General features: G+C 41.8%; 15 protein-coding genes and 1 riboswitch. Of the genes, 7 read left to right on the forward strand and 8 right to left on the reverse strand.

Annotated elements, in window-relative coordinates; translation table 11 throughout:
• Positions 1-10: 10 nt before the first annotated feature.
• Genes NSU11_RS18815 through NSU11_RS18825 form a run of 3 tightly spaced genes read right to left on the reverse strand, consistent with a single transcriptional unit; the run spans position 11 to position 2,306 of the window.
• Positions 11-769, reverse strand: a complete 759-nt coding sequence (locus tag NSU11_RS18815; RefSeq protein WP_171464797.1) for a hypothetical protein — start codon at positions 767-769, stop codon at positions 11-13.
• A 12-nt stretch (positions 770-781) separates the two neighbouring features.
• The gene (locus NSU11_RS18820) at positions 782-1,978 is read right to left on the reverse strand and encodes a DUF6861 domain-containing protein (protein ID WP_171464798.1); all 1,197 of its coding nucleotides are present in this window, start codon (positions 1,976-1,978) and stop codon (positions 782-784) included.
• A gap of 4 nt (positions 1,979-1,982) precedes the next feature.
• A complete protein-coding gene (locus NSU11_RS18825; protein WP_024427532.1) occupies positions 1,983-2,306 on the reverse strand; it encodes a WXG100 family type VII secretion target in 324 nt (107 codons plus the stop codon).
• 226 nt (positions 2,307-2,532) lie between these two features.
• Between NSU11_RS18825 and pepT the strand changes: the two genes are divergently transcribed.
• Positions 2,533-3,765 (forward strand): peptidase T, encoded by a 1,233-nt coding sequence (pepT, locus tag NSU11_RS18830; protein ID WP_171464799.1) that lies wholly within the window; start codon positions 2,533-2,535, stop codon positions 3,763-3,765.
• Between the two features lie 289 nt (positions 3,766-4,054).
• Entirely contained in the window at positions 4,055-4,234 is a 180-nt protein-coding gene (locus NSU11_RS18835; RefSeq protein WP_008345664.1) for a hypothetical protein, read from the forward strand.
• Between the two features lie 84 nt (positions 4,235-4,318).
• On the opposite strand, the gene NSU11_RS18840 is transcribed toward NSU11_RS18835, so the two are convergent.
• Complete coding sequence (locus NSU11_RS18840) at positions 4,319-4,996, reverse strand: DUF3298 and DUF4163 domain-containing protein (protein ID WP_025093777.1); 678 nt, start codon at positions 4,994-4,996, stop codon at positions 4,319-4,321.
• Positions 4,997-5,157: 161 nt separating this feature from the next.
• On the opposite strand from NSU11_RS18840, the gene NSU11_RS18845 reads away from it, so the two are divergent.
• The 5 genes from NSU11_RS18845 (at position 5,158) to NSU11_RS18865 (ending at position 11,314) form a co-directional block, all read left to right on the forward strand.
• Positions 5,158-6,015 carry a MurR/RpiR family transcriptional regulator gene (locus NSU11_RS18845; protein ID WP_171464800.1) on the forward strand — a complete coding sequence of 286 codons (858 nt, stop codon included), beginning with the start codon at positions 5,158-5,160 and terminating at the stop codon, positions 6,013-6,015.
• Between the two features lie 198 nt (positions 6,016-6,213).
• Positions 6,214-7,107, forward strand: coding sequence for a 2-hydroxy-3-oxopropionate reductase (garR, locus tag NSU11_RS18850; RefSeq protein ID WP_034624128.1), 894 nt, complete (start codon positions 6,214-6,216; stop codon positions 7,105-7,107).
• 7 nt (positions 7,108-7,114) lie between these two features.
• Positions 7,115-8,536 (forward strand): four-carbon acid sugar kinase family protein, encoded by a 1,422-nt coding sequence (locus NSU11_RS18855; RefSeq protein WP_285710718.1) that lies wholly within the window; start codon positions 7,115-7,117, stop codon positions 8,534-8,536.
• Positions 8,537-8,586: 50 nt separating this feature from the next.
• On the forward strand, positions 8,587-9,906 hold the full coding sequence (locus NSU11_RS18860) for a gluconate:H+ symporter (RefSeq protein ID WP_024423918.1): 1,320 nt from the start codon (positions 8,587-8,589) through the stop codon (positions 9,904-9,906).
• 82 nt (positions 9,907-9,988) lie between these two features.
• A riboswitch (SAM riboswitch) is annotated at positions 9,989-10,101 on the forward strand.
• Positions 10,102-10,189: 88 nt separating this feature from the next.
• Positions 10,190-11,314, forward strand: a complete 1,125-nt coding sequence (locus NSU11_RS18865) for a 5-methyltetrahydropteroyltriglutamate--homocysteine S-methyltransferase (RefSeq protein ID WP_034281370.1) — start codon at positions 10,190-10,192, stop codon at positions 11,312-11,314.
• 56 nt (positions 11,315-11,370) lie between these two features.
• Here NSU11_RS18865 and NSU11_RS18870 read toward each other — a convergent pair whose 3' ends face one another.
• From NSU11_RS18870 to NSU11_RS18885, 4 genes are all read right to left on the reverse strand, one after another.
• Entirely contained in the window at positions 11,371-12,789 is a 1,419-nt protein-coding gene (locus NSU11_RS18870) for a glycoside hydrolase family 1 protein (RefSeq protein WP_034281371.1), read from the reverse strand.
• Positions 12,761-14,668, reverse strand: coding sequence for a beta-glucoside-specific PTS transporter subunit IIABC (locus NSU11_RS18875; protein ID WP_044334936.1), 1,908 nt, complete (start codon positions 14,666-14,668; stop codon positions 12,761-12,763). The genes NSU11_RS18870 and NSU11_RS18875 overlap by 29 nt, the downstream gene beginning before the upstream one ends.
• A 327-nt stretch (positions 14,669-14,995) precedes the next feature.
• Positions 14,996-15,829 (reverse strand): PRD domain-containing protein, encoded by an 834-nt coding sequence (locus NSU11_RS18880; RefSeq protein ID WP_024423922.1) that lies wholly within the window; start codon positions 15,827-15,829, stop codon positions 14,996-14,998.
• 235 nt (positions 15,830-16,064) lie between these two features.
• Positions 16,065-16,880: a YwqG family protein gene (locus tag NSU11_RS18885; RefSeq protein WP_151039952.1), complete on the reverse strand. Its 816-nt coding sequence runs from the start codon at positions 16,878-16,880 to the stop codon at positions 16,065-16,067.
• Positions 16,881-17,015 lie beyond the last annotated feature (135 nt).

Consider the following 17,015-nt stretch of genomic DNA (forward strand, 5'->3'; position numbering starts at 1 on the left):
CTTTTCTCCATTAGAATATAGAACGTAACCCGTCTAGATGAGCCGTCTCAATGCGAAATTCATTTTCTTTTATTCCTGATACAAGCCACGATTGGTTCTCACCTGGAATCACAAATATCATGGACTCCACTTCCGGCGTATTATTTTTGTCATAGACGACCTTCATGAGGGAGTCCATCTTTCCTTTTCTCGTCTGTACATCAGAAACAAATGCCTTCACGAGCTCTTGATTCTCTGCTTTATTCAGAAAGGATGGCCACTCATTTTTCGCTTCGCTTGCTTGCTCTAACAGCATTTCAAATTCCTCTGCCTGCAGGCTGATGACAGGTTCAGGGTGATCATTCATCTGTAGGTTGAAAAAGGCTGTCACTTGCTCCTCTGCCTGCTGATCGCCGTCCAGTTTGCGAATCTGATGTACTTGTTGATCATAAAGCGTATGATGCGCATATACACCGGCCTGTGTTGTGTGAAAAGAGGTGCTGACTTCTTCGTCTGTGTCTCCAAATTTAGATGCCTTGATCGTGTGAGAGGCATCATTCATCGCCTGAATGAAATGGCGGTATTCTGCTTTATAACGGTATTGTCTGTTTCGAAATTCCAGTACACCTTTTGCAAGCAAAGAGCGGCACGCAATTTCAAATAAAAACCCAAGGCGCTCGTCCTCTACTTCAGGATAATAGGCCTCCTTTAAGGACATGCCTTGTTCAAAATAGCCTTCACTGTAAAAACTAAAGATGAGTTCCTCAATACTTAGACTTAGCTGATCCAACTTGATCTCTCCTTATCCAAAAGAAAATGCACCCTTAAAGAAATCGCCTGCACCCTTTATGAGCGAATCTGCGGTTTCTTTTGTTTTTTCTATCCCTTTATGTATCGCCTGATTTGCCTGATCAATGGTATCATTCACTGCTTTCACACCTTGACCCGCCAGTTCGAATGCTTTTTTCCCTTTATCCACGACTGCATGAATCGGGTCCTTTAATTTCACTGCCATCTGTTCAGCAAAACCGGATGTCAGCTTGGCGACTTTTTCTCCAATAAATCCACCTACTGCTGAACCAATGGCGCCGCCAACAACGGTTCCAATCGGACCTGCAAAGCTGCCAAGAGCACCGCCGACAACGGCACCTGCGACAGAACCGCCAGCGATAAAGACCGTATTGTTCACTGCATTTCCAACAGCCTTTGCATTTTCACGCTTAAGAACTTCGGGTTGATCTCCGAATTCTGCATAGTTCTCGGCAATTTTCAATCCACAGCCAACCGTTTCTGTTGCACCAGTGACAACTGTTGCAATAATGGCATTTCCTTTCGCAAATCTTGCACCATTTTTCAGAACAGACTTAATCGCAGCCGTGTCCTTCCAATTAATACTTCCTTTTGTAAAATCACGAACACTGTTTGTGAACGCAACTGTATCGTCAGGATAAAATTTTGTGAATTTCTTATGGACCAAGTCAGCCATCGGCCAGTTCGATCGTTTTAATAATTCTTTTTTACTCAGCCAAATCCTTGCTAACCGGTCAAATCTCGTTCCTTCTACCCGGCTGGTCAGATCAAGCAGCAGCTTTGAATGCTGCGCTGCATATCGGCCATTCTCTTTAATGAAAGTCGTCATCCCAAGCCCGTAATATTTCGCCTGCATCATCACGATACCAGCTAAGTTCGTGAGTGTACCATATTGATCATAGATACTGTACAATTTCCGCAATATATCATCTGCTTCGACCATTTTATCCGTTGCATGACGAATGGCAATATCATCACTGCTCAATTTGCTGATTAATGCCTGTCCTGCTCCCCATGCATCCCCGACACCAGAAAAACAGCTTCTATACCGAGGATCGCAGCCTAAAATCAGCCCGTCCAGTTCACTATGTAAATCGCGGTGCTTCGTTTCAATGGCTGACAGCTCGCCTACAAAATCATTCGCCAGCCCTGTCAGCTGATCTGGATCAACCACAATGTCACGTGCCATCACATCATCTCCCTTCTCGGTTTCTTTCTCTCCGTTCTTCTCGTCTCTTTCGCTCAAGCTCTTCCATTCTGGCAATTTCAGCTTTACGCTCCTCAATTTTGACCGCTGCATCCCGCAGTTCCTGACTTGTTTCAAGCAAATCTTTTTCAAATTGATCGTAGCGTGCCGTTGTTTCTTCAAAGCTTTGATCAAATTTATCCCTTGCTTCTCCCTGCCAGCCTGATCCTACTGCCTTCAGCCGATTTTCCAGCAGCTGCTTGGACTGCCGAATCTCATCAGCCGCTTCCTGAAACTTTTGAGCGAGTGCCAGCGTTTGACTAGAATCCAACTTTCGCACCCCTTTCTCCCAATTTAACGTACAAATGGATGATTTTATATGTCCTCATTATAAATAAAAAGACACCCAAAAAAATCACCCTAAAGAACCATTCAGCACATTACCTAATGAAAGTAGGCCTTTTTCCTCTCTAATTGCCAGAGAAAGCCTTTCTTGTTATGAAGCGCATTCAAGACGTGATAAAATGGACGTATTCTACAAAAGGAGTGACGTATAGATGAAAGAGGAAATGATTCAGCGTTTCACAAGTTATGTGAAGGTAGATACGCAGTCAGATGCAGAAAAGGAAAGCTGCCCATCTACTGAAGGACAATTGAACCTGGCGAGACAGCTTGTTGAAGAGATGAAATCCATCGGGATTCAAGAAGTGACTATGGATGAAAACGGCTATGTCATGGGAACAATCCCATCTAACACAGACAAAGACGTGCCGACCATTGGCTTCCTGGCTCATATCGACACAGCCACTGACTTCACCGGCAAAAATGTAAAACCGCAGCTTCATGAGAACTATCAAGGCGGCGACATTACCTTAAATGAAGATCTACATATCGTTTTATCTCCACAACAGTTTCCAAATTTACAAAAGTACCAAGGACATACGCTGATTACAACAGATGGCACAACCCTGCTTGGTGCAGATAACAAAGCTGGTATCGCAGAAATTATGACAGCAATGCATTACCTCATCAAGCACCCAGAAATCAAGCATGGAAAAATCCGCGTCGCTTTTACGCCAGATGAAGAGATTGGCAGAGGGCCGCACAAGTTTGATGTTGATGCCTTTGGCGCTTCCTATGCGTACACAATTGACGGCGGACCGCTTGGCGAGCTGCAATATGAAAGCTTCAACGCAGCAGGCGCGAAAGTATCCATTAAAGGAAACAACGTCCACCCAGGAACAGCAAAGGACAAAATGGTCAGCGCTGCGAAAATTGGGATGCTCTTTCACAACAAACTGCCTTCTGAAGAATCTCCAGAATATACAGAAGGCTACGAAGGCTTTTTCCACCTGACGAAATTTGTAGGGGAAGTAGAAGAGGCTGAGCTGCAATATATTATCCGTGATTTTGATAAAGAGAAATTCAACAATCGCAAGGCACTGTTTGAAAAAATAGCAAATGACTTAAAAGCCACATACGGAGAAAACAGCATCACTCTCAGCATTCAGGATCAATATTATAATATGAGAGAAAAAATTGAGCCGGTGAAACATATTGTGGACATTGCTCATGAAGCCATGGAAAATCGCTCAGTAACACCGGTCATTGAACCAATTCGCGGCGGCACAGACGGCTCCCAGCTTTCATATAAAGGTCTCCCAACGCCAAACATCTTTACTGGCGGGGAAAACTTCCACGGTAAATATGAATTTATTTCCGTTGAAAACATGGTGAAAGCAACCGAGGTTATCGTTGAAATTGCCCGTTTATTTGAAGAAAAAGCATAAACATGTTTACAACCGTTCCTGTTCGGGAACGGTTTTTTAATAAAAGTTTACAATTTTCTGAAACTTTTATGACACTTATTCGTACTAATAGAGACAACCCCAGAAAAAATTCTTCTTGACGAGTGAAATAACTGGAAATATAATAGTTAAAAACAACCAGTATTTTAGACCTAAAATAGCAGATTGAATGAACCTTAAGAACTAAACCAACTCTGCTGCTTATTTTCAGTTATAAACATCACTCACCCTGTCTACACTTAAAGAATAGGATGAATTGGAGGAATGTCATATGATGATTTTATTGATTATCGCTTCACTTTGCTGCTACTTACTATTCTCTTTCAAAAAAGATAACCGCACCCAAAAAAGAAAAAGCGCAGAGCTTTCGGAGTTTGAAATCTTTCGTATGCGCCGCCACTACAACGGAAAACGCCGTCACCCACTAAACGATGCACCTAAACAAGTATAAATCCAAATAAAAGAGCCTCATGAGGGGGCTCTTTTTGTTGAATAAACAGCAAAAAACGACCACTGAATCTGGTCGTTTTTCTTTTTATTTATATACCTTCGCAGGCACTTGAATCATAGGAATTCCAACATAGTAAGGTGAAATTTCATATGGCTGGAAGACAACAGCAATTCCCTTTTTCGTGAAGTAATACTGCGTGTTGTAGTTGATTTCAATGTCGCTTTTTTTCAGGTTCGCGTAGAATTTGCTTTTATGTTTCTTTGTGTAGTTATAAATATAATCTCTTACTTTCGTACGCTTTTTCTTTGTTTTCACAACGTCTGTCAAGAACAGCTGCTTTGTTTTTTTCTTTGTTAACACATAGTTCATGCTGGAAACCATTGTGTCTCCGTGCGCTCCACCGTTATACATGTAATCATAGTTTAAGATACTCAGTTTCTTACCATTGTTAAATTTCGTTTTATACGTTCTCTCATACGTGACCTTCCCGTAGCCTTCCTTTTTCGCTTCGTCCTTTAAGTACAAGTAAGTAGAATAAGAGAAGGCGATATCTTCTTTTAAATCACGATTGATGGTTTTCATATGCGTCTTGCTTAGATTTTTCACCTGTGCATATTTGAACGTTTTTTTCTTCTTATAATAGTGTGTGCTTACTTTTGCTTTTTTTGCTTGTTTGGCATCAGCAGATCCAACTGGTGCAAACAAGGAAACAATCAGTGAGAAAATGAGCAGGCTGATCGTTAGGCCTTTTTTCATTGTCATAGTAAAAACCCCCATTTTTGTCTATTACCAAATGAGTATACCATGACAAAAGAACCAAAAGAAGTATTTTTTCCATATTATTCTTCATTTTTCCACATCGGGTTTGTTTACCGTTTTCATAAGTTCCTGTATGCTTAATGTAGAATGCTAGATGAAGTGTGGTGTTTATCATAGAAGAGAATATTTTTAGTCACATTCGGACAACGTTTCATAGTTTGTCCCCAACCCAGAAAAAGATTGCCAATTACATTTTACAAAACCCTCAGAAAGTTGTGCTTCATTCTATAAGTGCACTCGCTGCTGAATGCAGCACAAGTGAAACGACGATCTTTCGGTTTCTAAGGAAAATTGGCTATGAATCGTATCAAGTGTTTCGTGTCCATGTCGCACAGGATATCGCGACCAATACACCTCAATCCATATACGGTGAGATCGAGGCAACCGATAGTGTAGCTGACATTAAACATAAGGTCATAGAGTTAACAACAAACTCTATACAAGATATGAAGCATATTTTAGAAGATCATGCCGTCACACAATTCATTGAACACATGAAACAGGCACATAAAACCGTCTTTTTTGGAGCAGGCGCGTCCAGCTTTATTGCTGGGGATGCTTATCATAAGTTCCTGCAGCTTGGTTTTGAAGTGAGCCTATGCAGTGATCCGCATATGATGAATATGATTGCAACACACGCCACGGAACACGATTTTATCGTCGCAATCTCCCATTCAGGAGAGAGCAGAGAAATTCTTGACGCCGTACAGTTTGCAAAAGAAAAAGGGGCAAAGGTTGCTTCTATCACCAGCTATCCGAAATCTGAGCTCGCAAAGCGGTCTGACTTTCATCTGCTTAGTTCTTCAAGAGAGACAACCTATCGATCAGACTCCATGATCTCCCGTATCAACCAGCTTGTGATCATTGATGTACTATACGTCTCCGCTGTTTTAGAGCTAGGATCAAATGCCATTGAAAACGTGAAACGATCTCGATTAGCCGTAGCTAAAAATAAAACATAAACACAAAAGACCGGAGCTGATTCCGGTCTTTTTTTGTGACTTTTTTCATATTTTCCGTTGACACGTTCCTATCACGTCATGTACATTAAATGAACAATAGTTTATTTCCTACTATTAAATTTAAAAGATAGTATATATACTAACACAATGAAAAGAAAGCGCTTTTTGTAAGGGTTTTCTATATAGGGGGCGGACAACGTGACAAAGAAGATTGGATTCATTGGACTAGGTATTATGGGAAAACCTATGGCACTCAATCTATTAAAAGCTGGTCATGCTTTGACAGTTTTTGACCTAAATGAGGAAGCGATTCGATCGTTACAAGAAGCCGGAGCAAAAGGTGCTGTTTCAGCAGCTGAGGCAGCTTCTGAAAGCGATATCATCATCACAATGCTTCCTAAAGGAGAGCATGTAGAGGCAGTCGTTTCAGGTGATCAAGGCATTTTAACGACAGCTGCACCTGGCACTGTCATCGTAGATATGAGCTCAATTTCTCCTGTCACCTCCAGGGCTTTAGCTGCTCTTGCCAAACAGCATCAGGTGGAATTTATCGATGCACCTGTCAGCGGCGGAGAACCGAAGGCAATAGACGGAACACTTGCCATCATGGCTGGCGGCGAAGAATCCATCTTTGAGCAAGTGAAGGATGTCCTGCTTTCAATGGGCACTGAAGTCGTATTAGTTGGGGCAAATGGCAGCGGGACAACAGCGAAGCTTGCCAATCAAATCATCGTCAACTTAAATATTGCGGCCATGTCCGAGGCGCTCGTTCTAGCTGCTAAATCAGGCATTGCCATTGATAAGATGTATGAAGCCATCCGCGGCGGACTGGCAGGAAGTGCCGTGCTCGATGCAAAAGTTCCTCTCATCTTAGAACGAAATTTTGAACCTGGCGGACGCATCGACATCAACTTGAAGGATTTAACCAATGTCATGGAAACTGCTCACGATATCGGTGTTCCTCTTCCGCTTTCTAGTCAGCTGCTTGAAATCTTCCACGCCCTCAAAGCGGACGGAAAATCCGGGCTTGATCATGGCGGCATCGTTCAATATTACGAAAAAATGGCTCATGTCGAAGTAAAGAAAGGATGAGATGGTCATGAAACAAAGCACTGACATACTGAATGCCATTCCGAAAGCAGATTCAAAGGCCATTCAATCAGCATACGAACAAGCACTGAGCAGCTTTCAGCATAAAGTTATTGTATTAGACGATGATCCAACAGGGATTCAAACCGTACATGGCGTCTCTGTTTTCACCGATTGGTCAGAGGAAAGCATTGAAGCTGGTTTTCTTGAAGATAGCCGCATGTTCTTTATTTTGACCAATTCTCGCAGTATGACAGAGAAAGAAACTGCCGCTGTGCACGAAACAATCGCTGCAACCATTGTAAAGGTGGCTAAACGGCTTAATCAGGACTTCGTCATTGTCAGCAGAGGGGATTCTACTCTTCGCGGGCACTTTCCGCTTGAAACTGAAGTACTCAAAACGACCATTGAACAGCAAAGCTCCCGCCATTTCGATGGTGAAATCCTTCTTCCTTTTTTCCAAGAAGGTGGACGCTTTACGATCGACAATATTCATTACGTACAGGAAGGACATGAATTAATTCCTGCTGGTGACACAGAATTTGCAAGAGACCGCACATTCGGCTTTCAATCATCTCATCTTGGAGAATGGATTGAAGAAAAGTCAGAAGGAATGTTCACAAAAGAGAACACGACCTACATTTCGTTAGCTGATCTGCGGGCTTTACGCATTGATCAAATCAAACATCAGCTCATGAGTGTGAAGGATTTCAAAAAGGTGGTTGTAAACGCGGTGGATTATGATGATGTCAAAGTCTTTGTCACCGCTCTCATTGAAGCCATTCAAGCAGGACAGCAGCTGATGTTCAGAAGTGCGGCGGCGCTCACAAAAGTACTTGGCGGTATAGGGGATCAAGCCTTACTAACAAAAGATGCCTTGATACAAGAAGAAAGCCCGCATGGTGGTCTCATTATGATCGGTTCTCATGTGAAAAAAACAACAGAACAATTAAAAGCGCTTGAGCAAAATAAAGAGATGGCTTTTATTGAATTTAATACCCACCTCGTGTTAAAGCCTGATGCCTTTCGCGAAGAAATTGACCGCGTCATTCAGCAAACTGAAACACTGTTGGCAGCTGGTCAATCTGTGGCTGTTTATACAAGAAGAGAACGGCTTGATCTTGGGGATGATCGCCAAGAGGAAGAACTAAAGCTCTCTGTACAGATTAGTGATGCTGTGACAAGTATTGTCCAGCGTCTCACCATTCGTCCTAAGTATCTTATTGCCAAAGGTGGAATTACCTCCAGCGATATTGGGACAAGAGGACTTAGCGTGAAACGTGCAACCGTGGCAGGTCAAATCAAACCAGGGATCCCTGTTTGGCAAACAGGAGAAGAAAGTAAATTCCCTTTCATGTCTTATGTGATTTTCCCGGGAAATGTTGGGGCAAAGGATACGTTAAAAGAAGCTGTAGACATACTTGAAGGATAAGGCATAGGGGGTGTTTGCACCCCCTTATGCACCACAAAGGAGGAAAGATCATGTCATTAGTGTTTATTGGACTTGGCGTTTTGTTATTGCTGTTACTCATGGTTGTCTTTAAGTTAAACGCTTTCATTTCTTTGATTATTGTCTCTTTAATTGTTGCTGTGTTAGAAGGGATGACACCACTAGAAGCGATCGCTTCCGTCGAAAAAGGACTTGGCAGTACGCTCGGACATCTGGCACTCGTTCTCGGTTTTGGAGCGATGCTTGGGAAATTGATGGCTGATTCTGGCGGAGCTCAGCGGATCGCGATGACACTTATTGATCGATTTGGTATCGGAAAAATCCAATGGGCGACGATGCTGACTGGGTTTGTGATTGGAATTGCTCTATTTTATGAAACCGGATTCATTATCTTAATTCCATTAGTCTTTACGATCGCTCAGGCTGCAAGACTTCCTGTGCTGTATGTGGGTATGCCGCTCGTCGCTGCACTCATCACCACACATGGCTTCCTCCCTCCTCACCCAGGACCGACTGCCATTGCGAATGTCTTTCAGGCAAACATGGGACAAACCTTATTGGTTGGGATTATTTTAGCGATTCCTGCTGTTTTAGTAGGCGGACTTCTGTTTACGAAACTATTTAAAAAAGATCAGTTGCACGCACATATCCCAAAGAACTTATTTAATCCAAAGGAATTCACAGAAGAAGAAATGCCTAGCTTCGGCATTAGCATTTTCACTGCTGTTTTGCCTGTATTACTTATGACATTCAGAGCATTTCTAGAAATTTTCTTCCCATCCTCCCCATTGCTGCCAACCGCTGAGTTTTTAGGCGAACCGGCGATTGCACTATTAATCTCAGTGCTGCTTGCCATCTACACGTTTGGGCTTGGAAGAGGAAAGAGCATGCAGGATGTGATGAAGTCCATCACGGATTCTATCGGCTCTATTGCTATGATTCTATTAATTATTGCAGGCGGCGGCGCCTTTAAACAAGTGCTCATTGATAGCGGCGTCGATCAATATATTGCTGGAATCATGCAAGGAAGCACACTTTCTCCCCTGCTTTTGACTTGGCTCATTGCTGCTGTCCTTCGTGTCTCTTTAGGATCAGCCACTGTCGCCGGTCTCACGGCGGCTGGCATTTCTGCACCACTGATTGGCCTGACGGGTGTCAGCCCTGAATTAATGGTGATCGCAACAGGTGCCGGCAGTATTACGTTCTCTCATGTGAATGATGCGGGTTTCTGGATTTATAAAGAATACTTTAACCTATCAATGGCTCAAACCTTTAAAACGTGGACATTGATGGTCACCGTGCTTTCACTTGTCGGACTTGCTGGTGTTCTTGTCGCTGATTTGTTCATGTAGGAAATTAAATTGTAAAAACCATTGACTTTTCCCTGAAAACGTTGAATAATTGTGTTTATTAAGAAAATTGAATCAAAAGGTAACCTTATTAAGAGTGGTGGAGGGACTGGCCCTGTGAAACCCGGCAACCGCTGTTCCTAGGAACAGAATGGTGCTAATTCCTTAAGCAAGCAAATGCTTGTTTGAAGATAAGGCAGAGTTCTCACAGTATATGATGCTCTTCCTTATCTAAGGAAGAGCTTTTTTATTTGATTTTTTAACCTGAAGAAAGAAGGGATTCAGCATGACACAAGTACAAACCATTGGAAAGAAAACAACGAAACCGCCATTCCGCGCAGATCAAGTAGGAAGCTTACTTCGTTCAGAGCGCATCAAGGAAGCACGCAAGCAAAAAGCAGACGGTACGCTGACAGCAGAGCAGCTCCGACAAATTGAAAACGAAGAAATTACACGTATTGTAGAGAAGCAAAAAGAAATTGGGTTAGAGGTTGTCACAGATGGTGAATTCAGACGTGCATGGTGGCATTTTGACTTTCTTGAAGGACTCGATGGAGTTGAAGGATTTGAAGCTGATCAAGGCATTCAATTCCATAACACAACGACAAAAGCTAGAGGTATCAAGGTAACAGGCAAGATCGATTTTACAGATCATCCAATGCTGGAGGATTATCGTTTCCTTCACAGCATCGCTGGTGATCATACGGCTAAAATGACGATTCCAAGTCCGAATATGCTCTTTTTCCGTGGAAAACTTGAAGAAGGGGTGTATGACAGCTTAGAGGAATTCCACCATGATGTGGCACAGGCATATAAGAAAGCAATCCGTGCTTTTTATGATGCAGGCTGCCGCTACTTGCAGCTGGATGATACGGCATGGGCAGTGTTCTTTTCTGAAAAAGGCCATGAACAAATCAAAGCCTTTGGCCGTGAAGAAGATGAACTTCGTGAATCGTTTGCGAAGACAATCAATGAAGCTGTTGCCGACCGCCCAGAGGATTTAGTGATTACGATGCACATTTGCCGCGGTAACTTTAAATCAACTTGGGCAGCTGAAGGTGGTTACGAAGCAGCGGCAGAAACAATTTTTGCCGGCTTAGATCTTGATGGTCTCTTTTTAGAGTTTGACGACGATCGTTCTGGCGGATTTGAGCCCCTTCGATATGTGAAGAACCCAAACCTTCAAATCGTACTAGGCCTTGTCACTTCAAAATATGGAGAGCTTGAGCCAGTTGAACAGATTAAAAAACGCATTGAGGAAGCGGCTCAATATGTAGACATTAACCAAATCTGTTTGAGCCCACAATGCGGATTCGCCTCAACAGAGGAAGGCAACCTGTTAACAGAAGAGCAGCAATGGGAAAAGCTGCGTCATGTGATTGAGATTGCTGATCAAGTGTGGACTTCTTAGTCCCTCAAAGACGAAAAAAAGACAAACCGCAGTATGAGCGGTTTGTCTTTTTATTTTTATGCATCCAAATGTTCACCATTTGTCGCAATCACTTGTTTATACCAATCGAAGCTTTTCTTTTTCTTTCTATCTAATGTACCGTTTCCTTCATTATCACGGTCAACATAAATGAAGCCGTAGCGTTTTTTCATTTCCGCCGTTGATGCGCTGACAAGGTCAATTGGGCCCCAGCTTGTATAACCGATCAGGTCAACTCCGTCTGCGATCGCTTCTCTCGCCTCTAGCAAATGGCTTCTGAGGTAATCAATTCGGTAATCGTCTTGAATTGATCCGTCTTCTTCTACTTGATCGACAGCACCCAATCCATTTTCTACGATAAACAATGGCTTTTGGTAGCGGTCATACAGCTGATTCAGTGTTGTACGAAGTCCTTTCGGATCAATTTGCCAGCCCCAATCACTTGCTTCTAGATAAGGGTTTTTCACACCTTCAAATAAGTTACCGCCAGTCACTTGTCCAAGAATCTCTGGATCTGTACTTGTCACAAAGCTCATATAATAGCTGAAGCCAATATAGTCCACTGTATGGTTTCTTAAAATGTCTTCGTCCCCTTCTTGGAACTCGATGTTGATGTCATTTTCAAGGAAATAACGTTTCATGTAACCTGGGTAATAACCTCTTGCCTGTACATCTGAGAAGAATAATGTTTTACGGTCTTGCTCAATTGCAGCAAACATATCTTCTGGTCTTGAGCTGTACGGATAAGTTGTCATCGCTGCAATCATACAGCCGATTTTCGCATCAGGAATGATTTCGTGTCCTGCTTTGACAGCCAAAGCACTTGCAACAAATTGGTGATGCGCTGCTTGATATTGAATGCTTTTCTCGTCATCACCCTCTTCAAATACAAGTCCGCCGCCAGTGAAAGGCGCATGTAACACGACATTGATTTCATTGAATGTCATCCAATATTTCACTTTGTCTTTAAAGCGAGTGAACAATGTTTTAGCGTATGTTTCATAAAGATCCACAAGCTTGCGGTTTCTCCATCCGCCGTAGTTTTTCACAAGTGCGAGCGGCATTTCATAGTGAGAGATGGTGACAACTGGCTCAATTCCGTGCTTATGCAGTTCATCAAATACTTTTTCATAAAAAGCGAGGCCTGCTTCATTCGGTTCCGCATCGTCGCCATTTGGGAAGATACGCGGCCAAGAAATGGATAGTCTGAAGCACTTGAATCCCATTTCTGCAAAGAGTGCAATATCTTCTTTATAGCGATGGTAGAAATCGATTGCATCATGATATAAGTTAAGGTCTTTCATTGATTCATCGAATGGGTGCATAATACCATTTGGTGATACATCAGCTGTCGATAAGCCTTTTCCATCTTGATTATATGCGCCTTCAACTTGGTTGGCTGCAACAGCGCCGCCCCATAAGAAACCTTTAGGAAATGTTTTTTCTAACTTGTTCATGTTGAATACCCTCCTCTTTTTCTTCTACACTGACTGTAAGCAGTGTCTCTTTCACTGTAATCGTTCCATCTGTTTTCGCATCAACTTGTGCAAAATCGTTTGTGTTGGTGACAATAACAGGTGTGGTGACATCATAGCCTTCTTGCTGAATGCCCTCGATATCAAAATCAATGAGTACATCTCCTGCTTGAATCAGATCACCTGACTGCACATGACTTGTGAAATACTTTCCGCCAAGTTTTACCGTGTCAATCCCGACATGAATGAGAAGTTCTGTACCTTGTTCACTCTTCAAGCCAATGGCGTGTTTTGTGTGGAAAATGGTTTCAACCTTGCCGTTGAACGGTGCTACAACACGCCCAGCTGTTGGTACAATGGCTGCACCTTTACCCATAATTTCATTAGAAAATGTTGCATCATTTACTTGATTGAGTGGCTTTAGTTGACCTTCAAGCGGGCTTTGTACCACTTCATTTTGAAGTGCTGCTGTATCTTTCTTTTCTTCTGGTTTGTCTGCTTTTGTATCATCTTTCACTGGTACATCTTTGAATCCTAGAACAAGTGTCATGATCGTTGCTACAACAAATCCGATGACTAAACCGATGATTGAGTAGACAAATGTTGGTCCAATGAATGTTGGGAGACCTGGAAGGCCTGCTGATCCAGATATCACATATGATTTTACTTTAAAGATTGACATGAACACGCCGCCTGCTGCTGCACCAATAAGGGCTGCAAGGAACGGTTTTTTCAATCGCATGTTCACACCATACATAGCAGGTTCAGTAATACCCATTAAGGCTGTGATACTTGTAGACATCGCCAATGATTTGAATGTTTTGTTTTTTGATCTTAAGAAGACACCGAATGCTGCGCCTGCTTGTGCCATATTCGCTACAAACATCATTGGAAGAATGTAGTCAAAACCGTTTAACGTAATGTTGTTGATCATGATTGGAAGCAGTGCATAGTGCATGCCCGTAATGATCAATGGTGACATGAATCCGCCGATCAAGAGTCCTGCCAAAAGACCTGCATGTTTGAACAATAAATCAATTCCACCTGAAAGGCCACTTCCGATAATCCCGCCAAGCGGTCCAACCGCGATGAGCATAACTGGTACAACGACTAGAAGTGTGACTGTTGGAACAAGGATGATCTTTAATGATTTCGGACTATATTTTTCTGCGAATCTTTCAACATATGAACCAAGCCAGATGGTGAGTAGAATTGGAATCACCGATGAAGAGTACACAACGGCAACCACTGGCAAGCCTAGAAATTCTGTATTTCCCGCGCCCAGTAAAGCGGTTAACTGCGGGTGCAGTGCTGCTGCTGCAATGGCAGCCGCGATATACTGATTTGTGCCAATTTTTTTGGCTACGCTTACAGCAAGCAGAATCGGTAAGAAGTAAAAGGCTCCATCTCCGATGGCTGTTAAAATCGCATACGTACTGCTTTTATCTGATATCCACTGGAATGTGAGCATCAGTGCCAAAATCCCTTTGATCATACCGGCCCCAGCGATGGCTGGAAGAATCGGTGTGAAGACACCAGAGATAAAATCGAAAAGCTTTGATATCACATTTTGTTTTGACGCTTCTTCTGTACCGCCTGACTTTACATCAGATGATAGACCTGAATCAGCGACCATCGCTTGATAGACATTTGAGACATCATTGCCGATAATGACATGATATTGGCCTCCGCTTTGATTCACGCCCATGACGCCGTCTGTTGATTGCAGCTTCTCTTTATCTGCCTTGCTTTCATCGTATAAGTTGAAGCGAAGTCTTGTCATACAATGCGTGACGTGTTTAACATTCTTTTCACCGCCGACAAGTTCTAGCACTTCTTTTGCTGTTTGTTTGTGGTTCATTGTGTTACCCTCCAATCGTTGATTTCATCTTGATATAGAAAAAACCTAAACATCCATTAATGTCCGAGAAATAGAGATTCAGACATTAATCGATATTTAGGTTTTGCCTGCTTAACCAGTAACAATCCTTCATAGCGATTGATCGTTATTTAATTTTTATAAGTCTTTAGATATAAAAAAACCTAAATCACGCCTTATCAAAGATAGGGACAATGATTTAGGTTTTGCCTGCTTGACCAGTAACAATCCTAAAAGATTGTGGGTTATTTAGTTTATAGTTATAAATTATCATGTTAATTTTGTGATGTCAACGCTTTCTTTTTGAATTTATTTTCTTTTTATTACTCTGTCTATATGCAAAGTTAAATATAGCATTTCATCTTCTATGAGACTTCGGTTGTATTCTTTTTGAACATACTCGTTAATTTTTTCTGCGCATTGAAAAGCTGCGGTGTTTTTCTCTTTTACCACTTCATACAGGAACTCATTTTGATTTTCCATTTGTGTTTCGTTAAACAGACGCTGACCAAAAAACTTCAAATGCGTCACAAAACGGAAATAATTTAATGATTCTTCGTCCAAATCAATTTGAAAGTGATACTTAACGATGTTTAAAATGTCTTGAATGAGTTTGGTGATTTGAATCACGTTTGGCATTTCTTCATTGAGCTCTGCATTGACAATATGCATGGCAATAAAGCCTGCTTCATCCTCAGGAAGATGGATGCTCAGCTTGTCCTCAATGATCCGAATAGCTTCTAAACCGCATCTGAACTCATCTTTATACAGCCGTTTGATTTCCCAGAGCAAGGCATTTTTGATGTCCATTCCTTTTTGATGACGTTCAATGGCGAAGGTGATATGATCCGTCAGCGTCACATAGATGCTGTCATTTAAATTTTTGTTAAGGGTTGTTCTCGCATGCTCAATAATCGCCTCACACACTTGCATATACTCGATTGGAATATCATAAAGCAGGGTTTTGAATTTTTCTGATATATCTTTATTTTGAATAGAAAATACTTTTTCGATTCGTTCTTCGTCAATCGGGTCTCCGCTTTTCTTTTGAAACGCGATCCCTCTGCCCATAATGACCAGCTCATGCTGCTCGTCATCATACGCACTGACAACATTATTATTGATTACTTTAGAAATGATCAATTGATACCCCCCAGTACATTCCGCTTTTTCGAGCATTTTATCTTTGATTGATATGTCATGTTATTATTATTTTCAAAAAAGAGGACTTTAAGATGATTTTACATTTTTTTTTGATCCGGTCAACTAGAAAGAATGACATATTACCTCTCAAAAATGACGAAATAGGGGCAAAAAAGTCTAAAAACATACACAAAAACACTCTATAAAGAGTGTTTAAAGTGTGTTTTTTACAAAATCAGGAGCAATCCCAATTATAGACGACATTCTCGAAATTTTTTCGTTTAAGGTCTTCTGGTTTGATAAAGAAGTTGGCAATACCGCAATCTCCCCACATCAAATCTACTTCATCATCTGAGTCAATTTGTAATAACAGAACGGTATGTTCTTGATCTACATAGGTACGCGGATCTTCTTGTGTAAACCCCGGATACCCGCCCAATTTGTGACCAAAGCCACTCGCTGTTTCATAAAATTCATCCAGCAGGGCATCTGCTTCATCGCCATTAACACCATCTGCATCTTCGAATAGATCCCAGCTGTTCTTTCCTGTGACTTTTTCAAAGCGGAAATCTCCTACACTGATCGTTTCGCTTGCTAATTCACCTGTAATTGCGCCTTCCTTCGTTACAGGAAAATAAAAATCGTCTGGAATTTTCACAAAAGAAAAATCAGTCATTAACTCTTCTTCTGCCAAGAAAGGTTCCTCAATAAATTTGATGCGAAAATCTTTTTGCTCTGTTTTATGGTCAATATTCATCCCAAAAAGATCATCATGCACAGAAATAAAAACTTGCAAAAGTCCTGTTTCTGGATAATCCTTCAGCTTGGGTAGCTGGCCGAAATTAATTTGTGCCAAAAGTTTCATAGGATGTCCTTCGCCGTCAACTGGATATTCGTCGTTTTTTGGGAAGTAAGGATCACTAGCTATTTTGCTGTCGTATGGTCCAGTTTTTCCTTGTTTCATCTGCAATTGAATCATTGGTTTTTCCGTTTCATCTAACAACGGACGGTAGGGTGCAAGTATTTCTTTCAGCTTCGCTGATTGTGTCACGATGATCTTCCTCCTTATGAATAGGTCTAATGACAAAACTAGTCTCTCTTTTTCTATCATACAGAAGTGTATCCTGCCTGTCAGCGATAAAACGGTCATAATCCTAACAAGTTTCTCACCTTGAAATGATAAAAA

Source organism: Bacillus sp. FSL R5-0712 (assembly GCF_038593285.1).
GTDB classification, from domain to species: domain Bacteria; phylum Bacillota; class Bacilli; order Bacillales; family Bacillaceae; genus Bacillus; species Bacillus safensis.